The organism is Streptococcus mitis, from assembly GCF_905187535.1.
In the GTDB taxonomy this organism is placed as follows: Bacteria; Bacillota; Bacilli; order Lactobacillales; family Streptococcaceae; genus Streptococcus; species Streptococcus mitis_BS.
The window spans coordinates 140,674-159,723 of record NZ_CAJJIE010000004.1 but is presented as its reverse complement, the minus strand read 5'-3'; the positions used below and the strand labels follow the sequence as shown (position 1 = coordinate 159,723).

The 19,050-nt window shown below is 42.3% G+C and carries 19 protein-coding genes and 1 riboswitch; of the genes, 15 read left to right on the top strand and 4 right to left on the bottom strand.

All coding sequences use genetic code 11. The features are described 5' to 3' along the window. The first annotated feature begins 14 nt into the window (after nt 1-14). From dnaB to JQ841_RS01815, 9 genes are all read left to right on the top strand, one after another. Nucleotides 15-1,367, top strand: a complete 1,353-nt coding sequence (gene dnaB, locus JQ841_RS01855; RefSeq protein WP_203179940.1) for a replicative DNA helicase — start codon at nt 15-17, stop codon at nt 1,365-1,367. Nucleotide 1,368: 1 nt separating this feature from the next. Next, entirely contained in the window at nt 1,369-1,635 is a 267-nt protein-coding gene (locus tag JQ841_RS01850; protein ID WP_001278169.1) for a Veg family protein, read from the top strand. Nucleotides 1,636-1,724: 89 nt separating this feature from the next. Next, nucleotides 1,725-2,843 (top strand): choline binding-anchored murein hydrolase CbpD, encoded by a 1,119-nt coding sequence (cbpD, locus tag JQ841_RS01845; RefSeq protein ID WP_203179939.1) that lies wholly within the window; start codon nt 1,725-1,727, stop codon nt 2,841-2,843. An 81-nt stretch (nt 2,844-2,924) separates the two neighbouring features. After that, a riboswitch (TPP riboswitch) is annotated at nt 2,925-3,027 on the top strand. A gap of 68 nt (nt 3,028-3,095) precedes the next feature. Continuing rightward, nucleotides 3,096-3,386, top strand: coding sequence for a thiamine-binding protein (locus JQ841_RS01840; RefSeq protein ID WP_203179938.1), 291 nt, complete (start codon nt 3,096-3,098; stop codon nt 3,384-3,386). Further along, entirely contained in the window at nt 3,349-4,107 is a 759-nt protein-coding gene (locus JQ841_RS01835) for an ABC transporter permease (protein ID WP_001245134.1), read from the top strand. The genes JQ841_RS01840 and JQ841_RS01835 overlap by 38 nt, the downstream gene beginning before the upstream one ends. 39 nt (nt 4,108-4,146) lie before the next feature. Next, on the top strand, nt 4,147-5,154 hold the full coding sequence (locus JQ841_RS01830; RefSeq protein WP_049501969.1) for an ABC transporter substrate-binding protein: 1,008 nt from the start codon (nt 4,147-4,149) through the stop codon (nt 5,152-5,154). After that, nucleotides 5,154-5,882 carry an ABC transporter ATP-binding protein gene (locus JQ841_RS01825; protein WP_203179937.1) on the top strand — a complete coding sequence of 243 codons (729 nt, stop codon included), beginning with the start codon at nt 5,154-5,156 and terminating at the stop codon, nt 5,880-5,882. Before JQ841_RS01830 ends, JQ841_RS01825 begins: the two co-directional genes overlap by 1 nt. Nucleotides 5,883-5,999: 117 nt before the next feature. Next, on the top strand, nt 6,000-6,458 hold the full coding sequence (locus tag JQ841_RS01820) for a CtsR family transcriptional regulator (RefSeq protein WP_084950639.1): 459 nt from the start codon (nt 6,000-6,002) through the stop codon (nt 6,456-6,458). A gap of 1 nt (nt 6,459) precedes the next feature. After that, nucleotides 6,460-8,892 carry an ATP-dependent Clp protease ATP-binding subunit gene (locus tag JQ841_RS01815; RefSeq protein ID WP_203179936.1) on the top strand — a complete coding sequence of 811 codons (2,433 nt, stop codon included), beginning with the start codon at nt 6,460-6,462 and terminating at the stop codon, nt 8,890-8,892. A gap of 72 nt (nt 8,893-8,964) precedes the next feature. Here JQ841_RS01815 and JQ841_RS01810 read toward each other — a convergent pair whose 3' ends face one another. Then, complete coding sequence (locus JQ841_RS01810) at nt 8,965-9,195, bottom strand: hypothetical protein (RefSeq protein WP_203179935.1); 231 nt, start codon at nt 9,193-9,195, stop codon at nt 8,965-8,967. Nucleotides 9,196-9,473: 278 nt separating this feature from the next. Here JQ841_RS01810 and JQ841_RS01805 point away from each other — a divergent pair, with 278 nt between their 5' ends. Next, complete coding sequence (locus JQ841_RS01805) at nt 9,474-10,172, top strand: hypothetical protein (protein WP_203179934.1); 699 nt, start codon at nt 9,474-9,476, stop codon at nt 10,170-10,172. 69 nt (nt 10,173-10,241) lie between these two features. On the opposite strand, the gene JQ841_RS01800 is transcribed toward JQ841_RS01805, so the two are convergent. The 3 genes from JQ841_RS01800 to hslO are packed head-to-tail and all read right to left on the bottom strand — an operon-like array spanning nt 10,242 to nt 12,634. Next, nucleotides 10,242-10,793: a cysteine hydrolase family protein gene (locus JQ841_RS01800; RefSeq protein ID WP_203179933.1), complete on the bottom strand. Its 552-nt coding sequence runs from the start codon at nt 10,791-10,793 to the stop codon at nt 10,242-10,244. A gap of 1 nt (nt 10,794) precedes the next feature. Next, nucleotides 10,795-11,775, bottom strand: coding sequence for a tRNA dihydrouridine synthase DusB (dusB, locus tag JQ841_RS01795; RefSeq protein ID WP_033678731.1), 981 nt, complete (start codon nt 11,773-11,775; stop codon nt 10,795-10,797). Beyond that, nucleotides 11,762-12,634 (bottom strand): Hsp33 family molecular chaperone HslO, encoded by an 873-nt coding sequence (gene hslO / locus JQ841_RS01790; RefSeq protein ID WP_061864793.1) that lies wholly within the window; start codon nt 12,632-12,634, stop codon nt 11,762-11,764. The genes dusB and hslO overlap by 14 nt, the downstream gene beginning before the upstream one ends. 164 nt (nt 12,635-12,798) lie before the next feature. On the opposite strand from hslO, the gene JQ841_RS01785 reads away from it, so the two are divergent. The 5 genes from JQ841_RS01785 to JQ841_RS01765 all read left to right on the top strand — a co-directional run bounded on the left by JQ841_RS01785 (nt 12,799) and on the right by JQ841_RS01765 (nt 19,030). Continuing rightward, nucleotides 12,799-14,226, top strand: a complete 1,428-nt coding sequence (locus tag JQ841_RS01785; RefSeq protein WP_203179932.1) for an AcpB/EbpR/MafR family transcriptional regulator — start codon at nt 12,799-12,801, stop codon at nt 14,224-14,226. 158 nt (nt 14,227-14,384) lie between these two features. Continuing rightward, a complete protein-coding gene (glpK, locus tag JQ841_RS01780; RefSeq protein WP_020902154.1) occupies nt 14,385-15,893 on the top strand; it encodes a glycerol kinase GlpK in 1,509 nt (502 codons plus the stop codon). A 193-nt stretch (nt 15,894-16,086) separates the two neighbouring features. Continuing rightward, a complete protein-coding gene (gene glpO / locus JQ841_RS01775; RefSeq protein WP_084862640.1) occupies nt 16,087-17,913 on the top strand; it encodes a type 1 glycerol-3-phosphate oxidase in 1,827 nt (608 codons plus the stop codon). Between the two features lie 70 nt (nt 17,914-17,983). Beyond that, the gene (locus JQ841_RS01770) at nt 17,984-18,688 is read left to right on the top strand and encodes an MIP/aquaporin family protein (protein WP_020902151.1); all 705 of its coding nucleotides are present in this window, start codon (nt 17,984-17,986) and stop codon (nt 18,686-18,688) included. A 210-nt stretch (nt 18,689-18,898) separates the two neighbouring features. Then, nucleotides 18,899-19,030, top strand: a complete 132-nt coding sequence (locus JQ841_RS01765) for a teichoic acid D-Ala incorporation-associated protein DltX (RefSeq protein WP_000813667.1) — start codon at nt 18,899-18,901, stop codon at nt 19,028-19,030. Nucleotides 19,031-19,050: the final 20 nt, after the last annotated feature.

Here is a 19,050-nt window from a genome sequence, read left to right as displayed (position 1 = left end):
GGAAGGGAAGTCTGATGGCAGAAGTAGAAGAGTTACGAGTACAACCTCAAGATATCTTAGCTGAGCAATCCGTTTTAGGGGCTATCTTTATTGACGAGAGTAAGCTTGTTTTTGTGCGAGAATATATTGAGTCTCGGGACTTTTTTAAGTATGCCCATCGTTTGATTTTTCAAGCTATGGTCGATTTATCCGATCGTGGCGATGCTATAGATGCAACAACGGTTCGTACCATTCTTGATAATCAAGGTGATTTACATAATATTGGTGGCCTGTCTTACTTGGTTGAGATTGTCAATTCTGTGCCAACTTCTGCTAATGCGGAGTATTATGCCAAGATTGTTGCAGAGAAGGCCATGCTACGTCGATTAATCTCCAAGTTGACAGAGTCTGTCAATCAAGCTTACGAGGCTTCGCAACCAGCTGATGAAATCATTGCTCAGGCAGAAAAAGGACTGATTGATGTCAGTGAAAATGCAAATCGAAGTGGATTTAAGAACATTCGAGATGTATTGAATGTTAACTTTGGAAATCTGGAAGCTCGCTCTCAACAAACGACGGATATTACAGGTATTGCTACGGGCTATCGTGATTTGGATCATATGACGACTGGACTTCATGAGGAGGAGTTAATTATCCTAGCAGCTCGTCCAGCGGTTGGTAAGACAGCCTTTGCCTTGAATATTGCTCAGAACATTGGGACTAAGTTGGACAAGACGGTAGCTATCTTTTCGCTTGAAATGGGTGCGGAAAGTCTGGTAGACCGTATGTTAGCTGCAGAAGGTTTGGTGGAATCACATTCTATCCGTACAGGTCAATTGACCGATGAGGAGTGGCAAAAATATACCATTGCTCAAGGGAACCTAGCCAACGCGAGTATCTATATCGATGATACTCCAGGGATTCGGATCACGGAAATTCGTTCGCGCTCACGTAAACTGGCTCAAGAAACTGGAAATCTTGGTTTGATTTTGATTGACTATTTGCAGCTTATCACGGGAACTGGTCGAGAAAACCGTCAACAAGAGGTTTCAGAAATTTCACGTCAGTTGAAAATCCTAGCCAAGGAACTGAAGGTTCCAGTAATCGCTCTGAGTCAGTTGTCTCGTGGTGTAGAACAACGTCAGGATAAGAGACCAGTCTTGTCTGATATTCGGGAATCTGGGTCTATCGAGCAGGATGCGGATATCGTTGCCTTTCTTTATCGCGAAGATTACTATGAGCGTGGTGGTGAAGAAGAGGAAGGTATACCAAATAATAAGGTAGAAGTTATTATCGAGAAAAACCGTAGTGGAGCTCGTGGAACGGTGGAATTGATTTTCCAAAAAGAATACAATAAATTTTCAAGTATCTCAAAGAGGGAGGCATAAGATGTCAGATGCATTTACAGATGTAGCCAAGATGAAAAAAATCAAAGAAGAAATCAAGGCACATGAGGGACAAGTTGTTGAAATGACTTTGGAGAATGGCCGTAAGCGCCAAAAAAATAGATTGGGTAAGTTGATTGAGGTTTATCCATCCCTATTTATCGTGGAATTTGGGAACGTTGAAGGAGATAAACAAGCTAATGTTTACGTTGAATCCTTTACTTATTCAGATATCCTTACCGAAAAGAATTTGATTCATTATCTTGACTAAAGTGAGAAATTTTCTCACTTTTTCTTTTTTTTTCCGAATAGTTTAAGTGAAGGCAATCTTCGACTTATATTATTTTTCAAGGAGGATGAATGAAAATTTCACCATTTACAGTAACAGAGACAAGATTTTCTTTTAGAAAATCAGTTAAAAAGGTTGTTCCTTTTTTAGTAGTAGGATTGATGTTAGCAGCGGGTAATAGTGTATCTGCCTATTCGGGAGGAAATGGCTCGATTGCGCGTGGGGATGATTATCCTGTTTATTATAAAAATGGGAGCCAGGAGATTGATAAATGGCGGATGTATTCTCGTCAGTGTACTTCATTTGCAGCCTTTCGTTTGAGTAATGTCAATAGTTTTGAGATTCCAGTGGCTTATGGAAATGCGAATGAATGGGGCTATCGTGCTCGTCGTGAAGGATATCGTGTAGACAATACACCAGCTATTGGCTCCATTGCTTGGTCTACTGCAGGAACTTATGGTCATGTTGCTTGGGTGTCAAATGTAGTGGGCGATGAGATTGAGATTGAAGAATACAACTATGGAATAAGAGAATCTTATAACAAGCGCGTCGTGAAGGCCAATACTATGACTGGTTTTATTCATTTTAAAGATTTGGCTGGTGGCAGTATTGGAAATAGTCAATCCTCAACTTCAACAGGGGGAACACATTATTTTAAGGCTAAGGCTGCTATCAAAAATCAGCCTCTAGCTAGCGCAACTGCGATTGATTACTATTATCCTGGGGAGAATGTTCATTATGATCAAATTCTCGAAAAAGATGGATACAAGTGGTTGAGTTATACGGCTTATAATGGAAGTCGTCGCTATATCCAGCTAGAGAGTGTGACTTCTTCACAGAATTATCAGAATCAATCAGGAAATAGCTCTAGCTATGGATCCAATAGTAGTTCAACTGTTGGTTGGAAGAAAGTAAATGGTAGTTGGTATCATTTCAAATCAAATGGGTCTAAATCAACGGGATGGTTGAAAGACGGTTCTAGCTGGTATTATTTGAAATCATCTGGTGAAATGCAGACAGGATGGTTAAAGGAAAATGGAGTGTGGTATTATCTGGATAGTTCAGGAGCAATGAAAACAGGATGGTATCAAGTCTCTGGTAAGTGGTATTATTCTTACTCTTCAGGCGCATTAGCTGTCAATACGACGGTGGATGGCTATAGAGTAAATAGTGATGGAGAACGAGTATAGAAAATTGGAGTAGGAAAATTTCCTACTCTTTTCTGTAAGCAGTTTCCTTGACATTTTTTTTGTTTTGCGCTATCATATGTCCATATAATATATGGGAGTCTGTGTACAGTCTGAGAGGAAGCGTTAAGCTTCGACCGCACCTGATCTGGGTAATGCCAGCGTAGGGAACGATACTTAGTCTATTTTTGATCTTTTCCATATATGGTAAAGGTTTTTCTTTTTGTCAAAGGAAAACGAGAAGAGGAGGTTCTTATGAAAGCAAGCATCGCCTTGCAAATTTTACCCCTATCACAGGAGATTGATCGGATTGCTGTTATCGATCAAGTCATTGCTTATCTGCAATCTCAAGAAGTGACGATGGTGGTGACACCATTTGAAACGGTCTTGGAAGGGGAGTTTGATGAGCTTATGCGTATTCTCAAAGAAGCGCTAGAGGTGGCAGGGCAGGAAGCAGACAATGTCTTTGCCAATGTCAAAATAAATGTAGGAGAGATTTTAAGTATTGATGAGAAACTTGAAAAGTATACTGAGACGACATATTAGTCTGTTGGGCTTTCTAGGGGTCTTGTCCATCTGGCAGTTAGCAGGTTTTCTTAAACTTCTCCCCAAGTTTATCCTGCCGACACCTCTTGAAATTCTCCAGTCCTTTGTTCGTGATAGAGAATTTCTCTGGCACCATAGCTGGGCGACCTTGAGAGTGGCTTTGCTAGGTCTAATTTTGGGAGTCTTGATTGCCTGTCTCATGGCTGTGCTCATGGACAGTTTGACTTGGCTTAATGACCTGATTTACCCTATGATGGTGGTTGTTCAGACTATCCCGACCATTGCTATAGCTCCTATTCTGGTCTTGTGGCTAGGTTATGGGATTTTGCCAAAGATTGTCTTGATTATCTTGACGACAACCTTCCCTATCATCGTCAGTATTTTGGACGGCTTTAGGCATTGTGACAAGGATATGCTGACCTTGTTTAGTCTGATGCGGGCCAAGCCTTGGCAAATTCTTTGGCATTTTAAAATTCCAGTCAGTCTGCCTTATTTTTATGCAGGTCTGAGGGTCAGTGTCTCCTACGCCTTTATCACAACAGTGGTATCTGAGTGGTTGGGAGGCTTTGAGGGTCTTGGTGTTTATATGATTCAGTCCAAGAAACTGTTTCAGTATGATACCATGTTTGCTATTATTATTCTGGTATCGATTATCAGCCTTCTCGGTATGAAGTTGGTCGATATTAGTGAAAAATATGTTATTAAATGGAAACGTTCATAATAAAAAGGATGTTTCTGAAAAAGAAAAGAGGAAATTGAAATGAAGAAAACATGGAAAGTGTTTTTAACGCTTGTGACAGCTCTTGTAGCTGTTGTGCTTGTGGCCTGTGGTCAAGGAACTGCTTCTAAGGACAACAAAGAGGCAGAACTCAAGAAAATCGACTTTATCCTAGACTGGACACCAAATACCAACCACACAGGGCTTTATGTGGCTAAGGAAAAAGGCTATTTCAAAGAAGCTGGAGTGGATGTTGATTTGAAATTGCCACCAGAAGAAAGTTCTTCTGACTTGGTTATCAACGGAAAGGCACCATTTGCAGTGTATTTCCAAGACTACATGGCTAAAAAATTGGAAAAAGGGGCAGGAATTACTGCTGTTGCAGCTATCGTAGAGCACAATACATCAGGAATCATCTCTCGTAAATCTGACAATGTAGCTAGTCCAAAAGACTTGGTTGGTAAGAAATACGGGACATGGAATGACCCAACGGAACTTGCTATGTTGAAAACCTTGGTAGAATCACAAGGTGGAGACTTTGAGAAGGTAGAAAAAGTACCAAATAATGACTCAAACTCTATCACACCAATCGCTAATGGTGTCTTTGACACTGCTTGGATCTACTATGGATGGGATGGAATTCTTGCAAAATCTCAAGGTGTAGATGCTAACTTTATGTACTTGAAAGACTACGTTAAAGAATTTGACTACTACTCACCAGTTATCATCGCCAACAACGACTACCTCAAAGACAACAAAGAAGAAGCTCGCAAAGTTATCCAAGCCATCAAAAAAGGCTACCAATATGCTATGGAGCATCCAGAGGAAGCAGCTGATATCCTCATCAAAAATGCACCTGAACTAAAGGAAAAACGTGACTTTGTCATCGAATCTCAAAAATACTTGTCAAAAGAATACGCAAGCGACAAGGAAAAATGGGGGCAATTTGATGCAGCTCGTTGGAATGCCTTCTACAAATGGGATAAAGAAAATGGTATCCTTAAAGAAGACTTGACAGACAAAGGCTTTACCAACGAATTTGTGAAATAATGACAGAAATTAGACTAGAACACGTCAGTTATGCCTACAGTCAGGAGAAAATTTTAGAGGATATCAACCTGCAGGTAACTTCAGGTGAAGTGGTTTCTATCCTAGGCCCAAGTGGTGTTGGTAAGACTACGCTTTTCAACTTAATTGCGGGGATTTTAGAAGTCCAGTTAGGGCGAATTGTCCTTGATGGTGAAGAAAATCCCAAGGGGCGCGTGAGTTATATGTTGCAAAAGGATCTACTCTTGGAGCACAAGACCGTGCTTGGCAATATCATCCTGCCCCTCTTGATTCAAAAGGTGGATAAGGCAGAAGCTATTGCTCGCGCAGATGAAATTCTTGCGACCTTTCAGTTGACAGCTGTACGGGATAAGTATCCTCATGAACTCAGCGGTGGGATGCGCCAGCGTGTAGCCTTGCTTCGTACCTACCTTTTCGGGCACAAGCTCTTTCTCTTGGATGAGGCCTTTAGCGCTTTGGATGAGATGACCAAGATGGAACTCCATGCTTGGTATCTGGAGATTCATAAGCAGTTGCAACTGACAACATTGATTATCACGCATAGTATCGAGGAGGCCCTCAGTCTCAGCGACCGCATCTATATCTTGAAAAATCGCCCTGGGCAGATTGTTTCAGAAATTAAACTAGATTGGTCTGAAGATGAGGACAAAGAGGTTCAAAAGATTGCCTACAAACGTCAAATCTTGGCAGAATTGGGCTTAGATAAGTAGAAAATAGGGAGTTGGTGAAGATTATCCGTTACCAGCGCCCTTTTTCTTTTAAAAATGAGAAAATTTCGGTATAATAGTCAAAGATAGTCAAGGTTTAAAGAGAGAGGTGGGTTTGTAATGAGATTTAAAAATACATCGGATCATATTGAGGCCTACATCAAGGCGATTTTAGATCAATCTGGTATTGTGGAGTTGCAACGGAGTCAGTTAGCAGATACTTTTCAGGTCGTTCCTAGTCAGATCAACTATGTGATTAAGACACGCTTTACGGAAAGTAGAGGCTACTTGGTTGAAAGTAAGCGTGGTGGCGGAGGCTACATTCGTATAGGACGGATTGAGTTTTCTAGTCATCATGAAATGCTCCGCGATTTGCTTTACTCGATTGGTGAGCGGGTCAGTCAAGAAATTTATGAGGATATTCTGCAGCTTTTGGTTGAGCAGGAATTGATGACCAAGCAGGAGATGAATTTGCTAGTATCAGTAGCTTTGGATCGCGTTCTAGGAGAAGAAGCACCAGTCCTTCGAGCAAACATGCTACGACAGGTCATACAAGAGGTAGATAGAAAAGGGAAGTAAGATGAACTATTCAAAAGCGTTGAATGAATGTATCGAAAGTGCCTACATGGTTGCTGGCCATTTTGGAGCTCGTTATCTAGAGTCTTGGCATTTGTTGATTGCCATGTCCAATCACAGTTATAGTGTGGCAGGGGCGACTTTAAATGATTATCCATATGAGATGGACCGTTTAGAAGAGGTGGCTTTGGAACTGACTGAAACAGACTATAGCCAGGATGAAACTTTTACGGAATTGCCGTTTTCTCATCGTTTGCAGGTCCTTTTTGATGAAGCAGAATATGTGGCGTCAGTGGTCCATGCTAAGGTGCTGGGAACAGAGCATGTCCTCTATGCGATTTTGCATGATGGGAATGCCTTGGCGACTCGTATTTTGGAGAGGGCTGGTTTTTCTTATGAAGACAAGAAAAATCAGGTTAAGATTGCTGCACTTCGTCGAAATTTAGAAGAACGGGCAGGCTGGACTCGTGAAGACCTCAAGGCTTTACGCCAACGTCATCGTACAGTAGCTGACAAGCAAAATTCTATGGCTAATATGATGGGCATGCCGCAGACTCCGAGCGGTGGTCTCGAGGACTATACGCATGATTTGACAGAGCAAGCGCGCTCTGGCAAGTTAGAACCAGTCATCGGTCGGGACAAGGAAATCTCCCGTATGATTCAAATCTTGAGCCGGAAGACCAAGAACAATCCTGTCTTGGTTGGGGATGCTGGTGTCGGGAAAACTGCTCTGGCGCTTGGTCTTGCCCAGCGTATTGCTAGTGGTGATGTACCTGCGGAAATGGCTAAGATGCGCGTGTTGGAGCTTGATTTGATGAATGTCGTGGCAGGGACACGTTTCCGCGGTGACTTTGAAGAACGTATGAACAATATCATCAAGGATATTGAAGCAGATGGTCAAGTCATCCTCTTTATCGATGAACTCCACACTATCATGGGTTCTGGGAGCGGGATTGATTCAACTCTGGATGCGGCCAATATCTTGAAGCCAGCCTTGGCGCGTGGAACTTTGAGAACGGTTGGTGCCACCACTCAGGAAGAATACCAAAAACACATTGAAAAAGACGCAGCCCTTTCTCGTCGTTTTGCAAAAGTGACGATTGAAGAGCCAAGTGTGGCAGACAGCATGACCATTTTACAAGGCTTGAAGGCGACTTATGAGAAACATCACCGTGTGCAAATCACAGATGAAGCGGTTGAAACAGCCGTCAAGATGGCCCATCGTTACTTGACTAGTCGTCACTTGCCAGACTCTGCTATCGATCTCTTGGATGAGGCAGCAGCAACAGTGCAAAATAAGGCAAAGCATGTAAAAGCAGATGATTCTGGCTTGAGTCCAGCTGACAAGGCCTTGATGGATGGCAAGTGGAAACAGGCAGCTCAGCTAATCGCAAAAGAAGAGGAAGTGCCTGTCTATAAAGACTTGGTGACAGAGTCTGATATTTTGACCACCTTGAGTCGTTTGTCAGGTATTCCAGTCCAAAAACTGACTCAGACGGACGCTAAGAAATACCTTAACTTGGAAGCTGAATTGCATAAACGTGTCATCGGTCAAGATCAAGCAGTTTCAAGCATTAGCCGTGCGATTCGCCGCAATCAGTCAGGGATTCGCAGTCACAAGCGTCCGATTGGTTCCTTTATGTTCCTAGGACCGACGGGTGTCGGGAAGACCGAATTGGCCAAGGCTCTGGCAGAAGTTCTCTTTGATGATGAATCAGCTCTTATCCGCTTTGATATGAGTGAGTATATGGAGAAATTTGCAGCCAGCCGTCTTAATGGAGCTCCTCCGGGCTATGTAGGTTATGAAGAAGGTGGGGAGTTGACCGAGAAGGTTCGCAACAAGCCCTATTCTGTTCTCCTTTTTGACGAGGTAGAGAAGGCTCACCCAGATATCTTTAATGTCCTTTTGCAGGTTTTGGATGACGGTGTATTGACTGATAGTAAGGGACGCAAGGTCGACTTTTCAAATACCATTATCATCATGACATCAAACCTTGGTGCGACAGCCCTTCGGGATGACAAGACTGTCGGATTTGGGGCTAAGGATATTCGTTTTGACCAGGAAAATATGGAAAAACGCATGTTTGAAGAGTTGAAAAAGGCTTATAGACCGGAATTCATCAATCGTATTGATGAAAAGGTGGTCTTCCATAGTCTGTCTAGCGACCATATGCAGGAAGTGGTGAAGATTATGGTCAAACCTTTAATTGCAAGTTTGGCTGAACAAGGCATTGACTTGAAATTACAAGCTTCCGCACTGAAATTGTTGGCAAATCAAGGATATGACCCAGAGATGGGAGCTCGTCCACTTCGCAGAACCCTACAAACAGAAGTGGAAGACAAGTTGGCAGAACTTCTTCTTAAGGGAGATTTGGTGGCAGGTAGCACACTTAAGATTGGTGTCAAAGCAGGCCAGTTAAAATTTGATATTGTATAAAAAGCGAGGTCGGGAAAAGTTCCCGACCTCTTTGTTTACTGTCATGAGATAAAATTTCTCTTACGACTACTTTTATGGGTGGCTATCCTTCTTAGGATTACTCATCATGTGAGTAAAGAAGTCTTTGTATCTATACTTGAGATAGTTCTCATGTAAAAATAACAAAGCGATATAAACAATCAAAAAGATTGTAGTCAGATAGAAGACATCAAATGCAGTTCGCGCATAGTAAGTTGCTGATTGATAAGAGCCAATAGCTGCCACAATCAACCAAGGCAGATATTTGTAATACTTGTTTAGCATAAGAGTGCACCTCCTATATTCTATTTCAATGTTATTATATTCCTTTGCGCTTAAAGTTGCAAGCGATTACACAAAAACAAATTCAAATTTTTAATAGGAAAATCTCCTGTTTTTCTGTTTTATTACGAATAGAAGAGTAGGAGGAGTAAATGTATCTAAATTATGTGAGATTTTTAAAATAGTTTAGATAAATTGTTGACATATTTAAATCATAATGTTACAATTACATTACAAAAAGATTTCTTTATATTTCTAAAATATTACAAAGGAGTAGAAAAATGAAAAAGAAAACCTATATCAAATTGATGACAGCAACTGTATTGGCTTCTACCTTGCTATTAGGAGCTTGTGGAAATAAAAAGGAAACAACTCAAGCAAGCAGTTCCGCTAAGACAAGCCAATCATCAAGCTCTAAAGCAGCTTCTGCTAGCAAAGAAAGCAGGACTCAGAAGTCCTCAAGTTCAGCTTCATCTGAAAAGGCTAAGGCATCTACTGATCAATCTTCAGCAACTGCAACGCCATCACAAGCGGCACCTGCACCAGAGCAAAGACAGGGTCAAGAAGTGTCTAATCAACAGGCGGCTAGTCAACAAACTTCTGCTCAGACTCCTTCAACTCAACAAGCTCCTCAAGCCCAGTCTAACCAATCAAGCTATGATCCTACAACTGACCGCAAACTTCAAGACAAACAAGCAGAGCAAAATAAACGCTACAAGGGTGTTTTAACCATGGTAGATGGTGATTTTTCAGCTGCAGCGGGCAATTGGAAGGGAGCAAATGGCGAAACTATCACAGTTTCATCAGGTGGTCAATTTACAGTAGAATCTTCTGATGGAAAGAAAGAAAATTATTCTATCAAAGGCTATTCTTATACTCTTGATGATGGTAAGTATAATGCCAAAATCGGTGGAGGAAAAATCATCCAAATTACAACAGGAGCGGATGGTAAGGTTTCCAGTGTTGCTTTGAGTCAATAATAACCCTCAGTATTTGAATTTTTACAGTCAAAGAAAATCCGTCAGCTCAATAAGAGTTGACGGATTATTTTATACTTGTACTTGGGTTAAAAATTCTTCTGTAGTAAGAATTTGAGCAAACTCATCTTGTAGAGAAAGGAGATTAATCTCATGGATAGTCTCAGGAGAGATGGCCTGACCGTTTTTGTTAGATAGGGTAAAACTGGCAGTGGCATCTGCTAGTAAAGTGACTTCAAAACCAAGATTTGCTGCCATTCGTGTCGTAGTAGATACACAATGAGGCAGGGTCAAACCAACAACGACTAAATGACAAATCTGATTTGTTCGTAAATATGTTTCAAGATTTGTTCCAATAAAGGCGCTATTAACCGTTTTTTGAAAGACAGGTTCTGAAGCAACTGGTTCAAATCCACTTTTAAACTCCTGATTTTGTTTGTTATGAAATTGCGACTGGGGATTGTCAGATATGTGTTGAACATGTAAGACTGGAAGAGCGTGTTTACGAAAGTATGCCAGTACCCTCAATGCTTGTTGTTCAGCTTGAGGGTTGTTCCGTTCTCCCCAGATAGGGTTATCAAATGCTTTTTGCATATCGATAATCAGTAGAGCAGTATGAACCATTTTAAGCCTTATCCAACTGCAAGAGAGCCTCAATCTCTGCCAGAGTGCTAGCTTGTGAAATAGCTCCACGGAGTTTGGCAGCGCCAGATGTTCCACGGAGGTAGTGAGGAGCGAGGCCACGGAATTCACGAACTGCTACGTTTTCTCCTTTGAGGTTAATCAAGCGTTTCAAATGTTCGTAGGCGATTTTCATCTTGTCTTCAAAGGTCAAATCAGGTAGAATTTCTCCTGTTTCAAAGTAATGGTTGATTTGGTTGAAGAGGTAAGGATTTCCCATGGCAGCTCGGCCAATCATAACTGCATCAGCACCGACTTCTTCGATGCGTTGTTTGGCTTCTTGGACTGTACGGATGTCACCGTTGGCGATAAATGGAATCTTGGTCAGAGCTTGAGCTACGTCGTGCAAGGTCTCAAGGTCTGCATGACCTGTATACATTTGCTCACGGGTACGGCCATGCATGGCGAGGGCAGAAACACCTGCTGCTTCAGCAGCGAGGGCATTTTCAACTGCCAGAGATGGGTCGGCCCAGCCGGTACGCATTTTGACAGTAAGTGGAATATCAAGGACAGATTGGACCTTGTTGATAATAGAGTAGATCTTGTCTGGATCCTTGAGCCACATAGCGCCAGCTTCGTTCTTCACGATTTTATTAACTGGGCAGCCCATGTTGATATCCACGATATCGGTTTTGGTGTTTTCTTGGATGAATTCTGCTGCGCGTGCTAGGCTGTCTTCATCACTACCAAAAAGTTGGATAGAGACAGGGTTTTCGCCTTCATCGATATGAAGCATGTGCAGGGTTTTTTCGTTGTTGTATTGGATTCCCTTGTCAGAGACCATTTCCATGACAACGAGTCCAGCTCCGAGCTCTTTTGCAATAGTACGAAAGGCTGAGTTGGTCACGCCAGCCATAGGCGCTAAAACAGTACGATTGGGAATCTCAACATTGCCAATCATAAAAGGTGTATTAAGATTTGTCACGAATGAGTTCCTCCAGGTCGTTTTCATCAAAGTTATAGGTAGTTTGGCAGAATTGACAAGTGATTTCTGCTCCGTGGTCTTCCTCTTTCATTTCCTGTAAGTCTGAGCTTGGAAGGCTAGCAAGAGCGTTCATAAAGCGTTCATGGCTACAGTCACATTGGAAACGAATTTCCTCTTCAGAAAGACGCTTGTAGACCTCGTCACCGTAGATAGCCTTGAGGAGGGCTTCGATATGGTCTTCACTTTCGAGAAGGGTCGAGATAGCTGGCATTTCTTGGATGCGTTTTTCAAAGCGAGCAATCTCTTCTTCCTTGGCTCCCGGCAAGACTTGGACTAGGAAACCACCTGCAACCTTGACCTTGTCTTCTTCGTCCAAAAGGACATTGAGACCGACTGCTGAAGGTGTTTGTTGGCTTTCAGTCAGGTAAAAGGCAAGGTCTTCACCAATTTCTCCAGAGATAAGGGGAGTCATAGAGTTGTAAGGATTTCCAGTACCGTAGTCTGTGATAACGAGGAATTGACCATTTCCAACAAAAGGTCCAACTAGAACTTCACCAGTTGCAGTCTTTTTGATGTCAACACCAGGATTTTGAACGTAGCCTTTGACGTTCCCCTTGGTATCTGCGACGGTGATAATAGCACCTAGAGAGCTAGATCCCAATACCTTAACTGTTAGTTTGGTATTTCCTTTTTCATTGGCTGCGAGAATCTGGCTAGCGATAAGAGTTCGACCAAGCGCTACAGTTGAGCTAGCTTGGGTTTGGTGTTTTTCTTGAGCAGTGCGGACGGTTTCTGTGCTATCAAGGACAAAAGCACGAAAGGCTCCGCTTTCTGATATTGTTTTTATAATTTTATCCATAGCTACTATTTTAGCATAAAAATGCCCAAAGGGGGAGCCGTGTGTTTGCTGATTTTTAGGATAATGGACCAGGAAATCAGCATGAAAATAAAAAGAGAAACAGATTATTTCAGCATTTGTAAGATTTATGCTATGCTTAAGGTAGAAAATGAAAGGGGTAACAAATGTATTTAGGAGACTTGATGGAAAAGGCTGAATCTGGCCAATTTTCAATCCTTTCCTTTCTATTACAAGAGTCTCAGACGACTGTCAAGGCTGTAATGGAGGAAACAGGATTTTCAAAAGCAACCCTAACCAAATATGTCACCCTTCTCAATGACAAGGCTTTGGATAGTGGCTTAGAGCTGAATATTCACTTAGAAGATGAAAATCTGCGTCTATCGATCGGTGCAGCGACCAAGGGGAGAGATATCCGGAGCTTGTTTTTGGAGAATGCTGTTAAATACCAGATTTTGGTCTATCTTCTCTACCACCAACAGTTTTTAGCCCATCAGCTGGCTCAAGAATTGATGATTAGCGAGGCTACGCTTGGCCGCCACTTGGCTAGTTTAAATCAGATTTTGTCAGAATTTGATTTATCCATCCAAAATGGACGGTGGCGAGGTCCAGAGCATCAGATTCGCTATTTCTATTTCTGTCTTTTCCGCAAGGTTTGGTCGAGTCAGGAATGGGAAAGCCACATGCAGAAACCAGAGAGAAAACAGGAGATTGCCACTTTAGAAGAAATCTGCGGTGCAAGTTTGTCTTCGGGTCAGAAATTGGACTTGGTTCTCTGGGCTCATATCAGTCAACAGCGTCTTCGGGTTAATGCTTGTCAGTTCCAAGTGATAGAAGAGAAAATGCGAGGGTATTTTGACAATATTTTCTACCTTCGTTTGCTGAGAAAGGCTCCGTCCTTTTTTGCTGGACAACACCTTCCTCTAGGAACTGAGGATGGGGAGATGATGATTTTCTTCTCTTTCCTCCTATCTCATCGCATTCTTCCTCTTCATACTATGGAATATATCCTTGGTTTTGGAGGGCAGTTGGCCGATTTGCTGACACAGTTGATTCAAGAAATGAAGAAGGAGGAGTTGCTGGGTGATTATACAGAGGATCACGTTACCTATGAACTTAGTCAGCTTTGTGCTCAAGTCTATCTATATAAGGGTTATATCTTACAGGATCGCTACAAGTATCAGTTAGAGAATCGTCATCCTTATTTGCTGATGGAACATGATTTTAGGGGAACGGCAGAGGAGATTTTTCATGCTCTACCTGCCTTTCAACAGGGGACAGACCTAGATAAGAAGATTCTCTGGGAATGGCTCCAGTTAATCGAATATATGGCTGAAAACGGTGGCCAACATATGCGGATTGGTCTTGATTTGACATCTGGTTTTCTTGTCTTTTCAAGGATGGCAGCCATTTTAAAACGGTATTTGGAATACAATCGTTTTATCACCATTGAAGCCTATGACCGAACTCGGCATTATGATTTGCTGGTTACCAATAACCCGATTCATAAGAAGGAACAAACATCAGTTTATTATTTAAAAAATGACTTGGATTTGGAGGATTTGGCAGCGATTCGCCAGTTATTATTCACTTAAAAGGCTTGGTTGTTCCAGGTCTTTTTGTGAAATTCACACAATCTCCTCACATTTTTTTAAAAATTAAAAAAAGTTGATAAACAAGAAAGCGCTTTATTTTGTATACTAGTTACTGTAAAGAGGAGACATCCTCAAGATCTTTATCAGGAGGACAGCACATGTCACAAGAAAAATACATCATGGCCATTGACCAGGGAACTACAAGTTCTCGTGCCATTATTTTTAACAAAAAAGGAGAAAAGGTCAGCTCGAGTCAAAAAGAATTTACTCAGATTTTTCCTCAAGCAGGTTGGGTAGAGCACAATGCCAATGAAATTTGGAACTCTGTTCAGTCAGTTATTGCTGGAGCTTTCATCGAAAGTGGTGTCAAGCCAAATCAAATCGAAGCAATCGGGATTACCAACCAGCGTGAAACAACGGTTGTCTGGGATAAGAAAACAGGGCTCCCTATCTACAATGCTATCGTTTGGCAATCACGTCAGACAGCTCCTCTGGCTGAGCAACTAAAAAGCCAAGGTTATGTGGAAAAATTCCATGAAAAGACTGGTTTGATCATCGATGCTTACTTCTCTGCTACCAAGGTTCGTTGGATTTTAGACCATGTAGAAGGCGCTCAAGAGCGAGCAGAAAAAGGGGAATTGCTCTTTGGTACCATCGATACTTGGTTGGTTTGGAAATTGACTGACGGTGCGGCTCACGTGACGGACTACTCAAATGCAGCTCGTACCATGCTTTATAACATTAAAGAACTTAAATGGGATGATGAGATTTTGGAAATCCTCAACATTCCAAAGGCTATGCTTCCGGAAGTTCGTTCTAACTCTGAAATCTACGGTAAGACAGCCCCATTCCATTTCTATGGTGGAGAAGTTCCAATCTCAGGTATGGCTGGGGACCAACAAGCAGCCCTCTTTGGACAGTTGGCATTTGAACCTGGTATGGTTAAAAATACTTATGGAACAGGTTCTTTCATCATCATGAATACTGGTGAAGAGATGCAGTTGTCTGAAAACAACCTATTGACAACCATTGGTTACGGAATTAACGGCAAGGTTTACTATGCCTTGGAAGGTTCTATCTTCATTGCAGGAAGTGCTATTCAGTGGCTTCGTGACGGTCTTCGAATGGTTGAAAATTCACCAGAATCTGAAAAATACGCTCGTGATTCTCACAACAATGATGAAGTTTATGTCGTTCCAGCCTTTACAGGTCTAGGTGCTCCATACTGGAACCAAAACGCTCGCGGTTCTGTCTTTGGCTTAACTCGTGGAACAAGTAAAGAAGACTTTATCAAGGCGACTTTGCAATCTATTGCTTATCAAGTACGTGACATCATCGACACCATGCAAGTGGATGCTCAGACAGCTATCCAAGTCTTGAAAGTAGACGGTGGTGCAGCTATGAACAATTTCCTCATGCAGTTCCAAGCTGACATTTTGGGAATCGATATCGCACGCGCCAAAAACTTGGAAACAACAGCCCTAGGAGCAGCCTTCCTAGCAGGTTTGTCAGTAGGTTATTGGAAAGACTTGGATGAGTTGAAACTCTTGAACGAGACAGGAGAGCTCTTCGAGCCATCTATGAACGAATCTCGCAAGGAACAACTCTACAAGGGCTGGAAGAAGGCTGTAAAAGCAACGCAAGTCTTTGCGGAAATCGATGACTAATACTCAATGAAAATCAAAGAGCAAACTAGGAAGCTAGCCGCAGGTTGCTCAAAGCACTGCTTTGAGGTTGTAAATGAAACTGACGAAGTCAGTAACCATACATTCGGCAAGGCGACGCTGACGTGGTTTGAAGAGATTTTCGAAGAGTATAATACTGGAAGAATAAAGCGACTTAGTTAGAAAGTGTGTAAATATGGAATTTTCAAAGAAAACACGTGAATTATCAATTCAAAAAATGCAGGAACGTACCTTGGACCTCTTGATTATCGGTGGAGGAATCACAGGGGCTGGTGTAGCCTTGCAGGCAGCGGCTAGCGGTCTTGAGACTGGTTTGATTGAAATGCAGGACTTCGCAGAAGGAACATCCAGCCGTTCAACAAAATTGGTTCACGGAGGTCTTCGCTACCTCAAACAATTTGACGTAGAAGTAGTCTCAGATACTGTTTCAGAACGTGCAGTGGTTCAACAAATCGCTCCACACATTCCAAAACCAGACCCAATGCTCTTACCAGTTTACGATGAAGATGGAGCGACCTTTAGCCTCTTCCGTCTTAAAGTAGCTATGGACTTGTATGACCTTTTGGCAGGAGTTAACAACACCCCAGCTGCTAACAAGGTTTTGAGTAAGGAAGAAGTCTTGGAACGCCAGCCAAACTTGAAGAAAGAAGGCTTGGTAGGAGGTGGGGTTTACCTTGACTTCCGTAACAACGATGCGCGTCTCGTGATTGAAAATATCAAACGTGCCAACCAAGACGGTGCCCTCATTGCTAACCACGTGAAGGCAGAAGGCTTCCTCTTTGACGAAAGTGGCAAGATTACAGGTGTTGTAGCTCGTGATCTCTTGACAGACCAAGTCTTTGAAATCAAGGCCCGTCTGGTGATTAACACAACAGGTCCTTGGAGTGATAAAGTACGTAACTTGTCTAATAAGGGAACACAATTCTCACAAATGCGTCCAACCAAGGGAGTTCACTTGGTAGTGGATTCAAGCAAGATCAAGGTTTCACAGCCGGTTTACTTTGATACAGGTTTGGGTGATGGCCGTATGGTCTTTGTTCTCCCACGTGAAAACAAGACCTACTTTGGTACAACGGATACAGACTACACAGGTGATTTGGAACATCCAAAAGTGACTCAGGAAGATGTGGATTACCTACTTGGCATTGTTAACAACCGCTTCCCAGAAGCTAACATTACTATCGATGATATCGAAAGCAGCTGGGCAGGTCTTCGTCCATTGATCGCAGGCAATAGCGCTTCTGACTACAATGGCGGAAATAACGGAACTATCAGTGATGAAAGCTTTAACAACTTGATCGCGACTGTCGAATCTTATCTCTCTAAAGAAAAAACGCGTGAAGATGTTGAGTCTGCTGTCAGCAAGCTTGAAAGCAGCACATCTGAGAAACATTTGGACCCATCTGCAGTTTCTCGTGGTTCGAGCTTGGATCGTGATGACAATGGCCTTTTGACCCTTGCTGGTGGTAAAATCACAGACTACCGTAAGATGGCTGAAGGAGCTATGGAGCGCGTGGTTGACATCCTCAAAGCAGAATTTGACCGTAGCTTTAAACTTATCAACTCTAAGACTTACCCTGTTTCAGGTGGGGAATTGAACCCAGCAAATGTTGATTCAGAAATCGAAGCCTTTGCGCAACTTGGAGTGTCACGTGGATTGGATAGCAAGGAAGCTCACTATCTCGCAAATCTCTATGGTTCAAATGTACCGAAAGTCTTTGCCCTTGCTCATAGTTTAGAACAAGCACCAGGACTCAGCTTGGCAGATACTTTATCACTTCACTATGCAATGCGCAATGAGTTGGCTCTTAGCCCAGTTGACTTCCTCCTTCGTCGTACCAACCACATGCTCTTTATGCGTGATAGTTTGGATAGCATCGTTGAGCCAGTTTTAGATGAAATGGGACGATTCTATGACTGGACAGAAGACGAGAAAGCAACTTACCGTGCGGATGTTGAAGCAGCCCTTGCTAACAACGATCTAGCGGAATTGAAAAATTAAGAAAAACTAGAAGAGAGGGAGACAAGCCTTCCTTGCCTTCCCTCTCCTTCTTTAAAATGGAGACAACGATATGATGAAAGAATTATTTGGAGAATTTTTGGGGACTTTAATCCTGATTCTTCTAGGAAATGGTGTTGTTGCAGGTGTGGTTCTTCCTAAAACCAAGAGCAACAATGCAGGTTGGATTGTGATTACTATGGGTTGGGGAATTGCTGTAGCCGTTGCGGCTTTTGTATCTGGCACGCTCAGCCCAGCCCACCTAAATCCAGCTGTAACGTTTGCGATGGCCTTAAAAGGAACGCTCTCTTGGGCTTCCGTTTTCCCATACATCCTAGCTCAGTTCGCAGGGGCTATGCTGGGTCAGATTTTGGTTTGGTTGCAATTCAAACCGCATTATGAGGCAGAAGAAAATGCAGGCAATATCCTGGCAACCTTCAGTACTGGACCAGCTATAAAAGATACTGTATCAAACTTGATTAGTGAAATCCTAGGAACTTTTGTATTGGTATTAACAATCTTTGCTTTGGGACTTTATGACCTTCAAGCAGGAATCGGAACCTTCGCAGTGGGAACTTTGATTGTCGGTATCGTTCTATCACTAGGTGGAACAACAGGTTGTGCCTTGAACCCTGCGCGTGACCTTGGACCTCGTATCATGCATAGCATCTTGCCAATTTCAAACAAGGGAGACGGAGATTGGTCTTACGCTTGGATTCCAGTTGTGGGACCTGTTATCGGTGCAGCCTTGGCCGTGCTTGTATTCTCACTTTTCTAATTTAGAAAATAGAGCTTGAGATGAGTATCTCAGGCTTTTTTAAAATATACATAGAAAAACCGCATAATCCTTAAAATAAGCTGAAATCTAGTGAAAATGTACGGCAAACAATTGAAAAATTACCCTATAAAGTGGTACAATGGTAGAAAAATACTATAGTAAGAGTTCGTCTTATTTAGCAAAAATTACAGAAATGAATGGTTTTTCTTGATGAAACAAAGAAAAGAATTGTACCTTTTTCTTGGTCGGACAGCCTTGTATTTTCTTATCTTTCTAGGGCTGCTTTACTTTTTTAGCTATCTTGGTCAGGGTCAAGGAAGCTTTATCTATAATGAATTTTAACTTGAAGGAGAATTCCTATT

Coding starts and splice junctions, on each gene's coding strand:
- dnaB (WP_203179940.1), top strand. CDS start 15: ATGGCAGAAGTAGAAGAGTTACGAGTACAACCTCAAGATATCTTAGCT.
- JQ841_RS01850 (WP_001278169.1), top strand. CDS start 1,369: ATGTCAGATGCATTTACAGATGTAGCCAAGATGAAAAAAATCAAAGAA.
- cbpD (WP_203179939.1), top strand. CDS start 1,725: ATGAAAATTTCACCATTTACAGTAACAGAGACAAGATTTTCTTTTAGA.
- JQ841_RS01840 (WP_203179938.1), top strand. CDS start 3,096: ATGAAAGCAAGCATCGCCTTGCAAATTTTACCCCTATCACAGGAGATT.
- JQ841_RS01835 (WP_001245134.1), top strand. CDS start 3,349: ATGAGAAACTTGAAAAGTATACTGAGACGACATATTAGTCTGTTGGGC.
- JQ841_RS01830 (WP_049501969.1), top strand. CDS start 4,147: ATGAAGAAAACATGGAAAGTGTTTTTAACGCTTGTGACAGCTCTTGTA.
- JQ841_RS01825 (WP_203179937.1), top strand. CDS start 5,154: ATGACAGAAATTAGACTAGAACACGTCAGTTATGCCTACAGTCAGGAG.
- JQ841_RS01820 (WP_084950639.1), top strand. CDS start 6,000: ATGAGATTTAAAAATACATCGGATCATATTGAGGCCTACATCAAGGCG.
- JQ841_RS01815 (WP_203179936.1), top strand. CDS start 6,460: ATGAACTATTCAAAAGCGTTGAATGAATGTATCGAAAGTGCCTACATG.
- JQ841_RS01810 (WP_203179935.1), bottom strand. CDS start 9,195: ATGCTAAACAAGTATTACAAATATCTGCCTTGGTTGATTGTGGCAGCT.
- JQ841_RS01805 (WP_203179934.1), top strand. CDS start 9,474: ATGAAAAAGAAAACCTATATCAAATTGATGACAGCAACTGTATTGGCT.
- JQ841_RS01800 (WP_203179933.1), bottom strand. CDS start 10,793: ATGGTTCATACTGCTCTACTGATTATCGATATGCAAAAAGCATTTGAT.
- hslO (WP_061864793.1), bottom strand. CDS start 12,634: ATGGATAAAATTATAAAAACAATATCAGAAAGCGGAGCCTTTCGTGCT.
- JQ841_RS01785 (WP_203179932.1), top strand. CDS start 12,799: ATGTATTTAGGAGACTTGATGGAAAAGGCTGAATCTGGCCAATTTTCA.
- glpK (WP_020902154.1), top strand. CDS start 14,385: ATGTCACAAGAAAAATACATCATGGCCATTGACCAGGGAACTACAAGT.
- glpO (WP_084862640.1), top strand. CDS start 16,087: ATGGAATTTTCAAAGAAAACACGTGAATTATCAATTCAAAAAATGCAG.
- JQ841_RS01770 (WP_020902151.1), top strand. CDS start 17,984: ATGATGAAAGAATTATTTGGAGAATTTTTGGGGACTTTAATCCTGATT.
- JQ841_RS01765 (WP_000813667.1), top strand. CDS start 18,899: ATGAAACAAAGAAAAGAATTGTACCTTTTTCTTGGTCGGACAGCCTTG.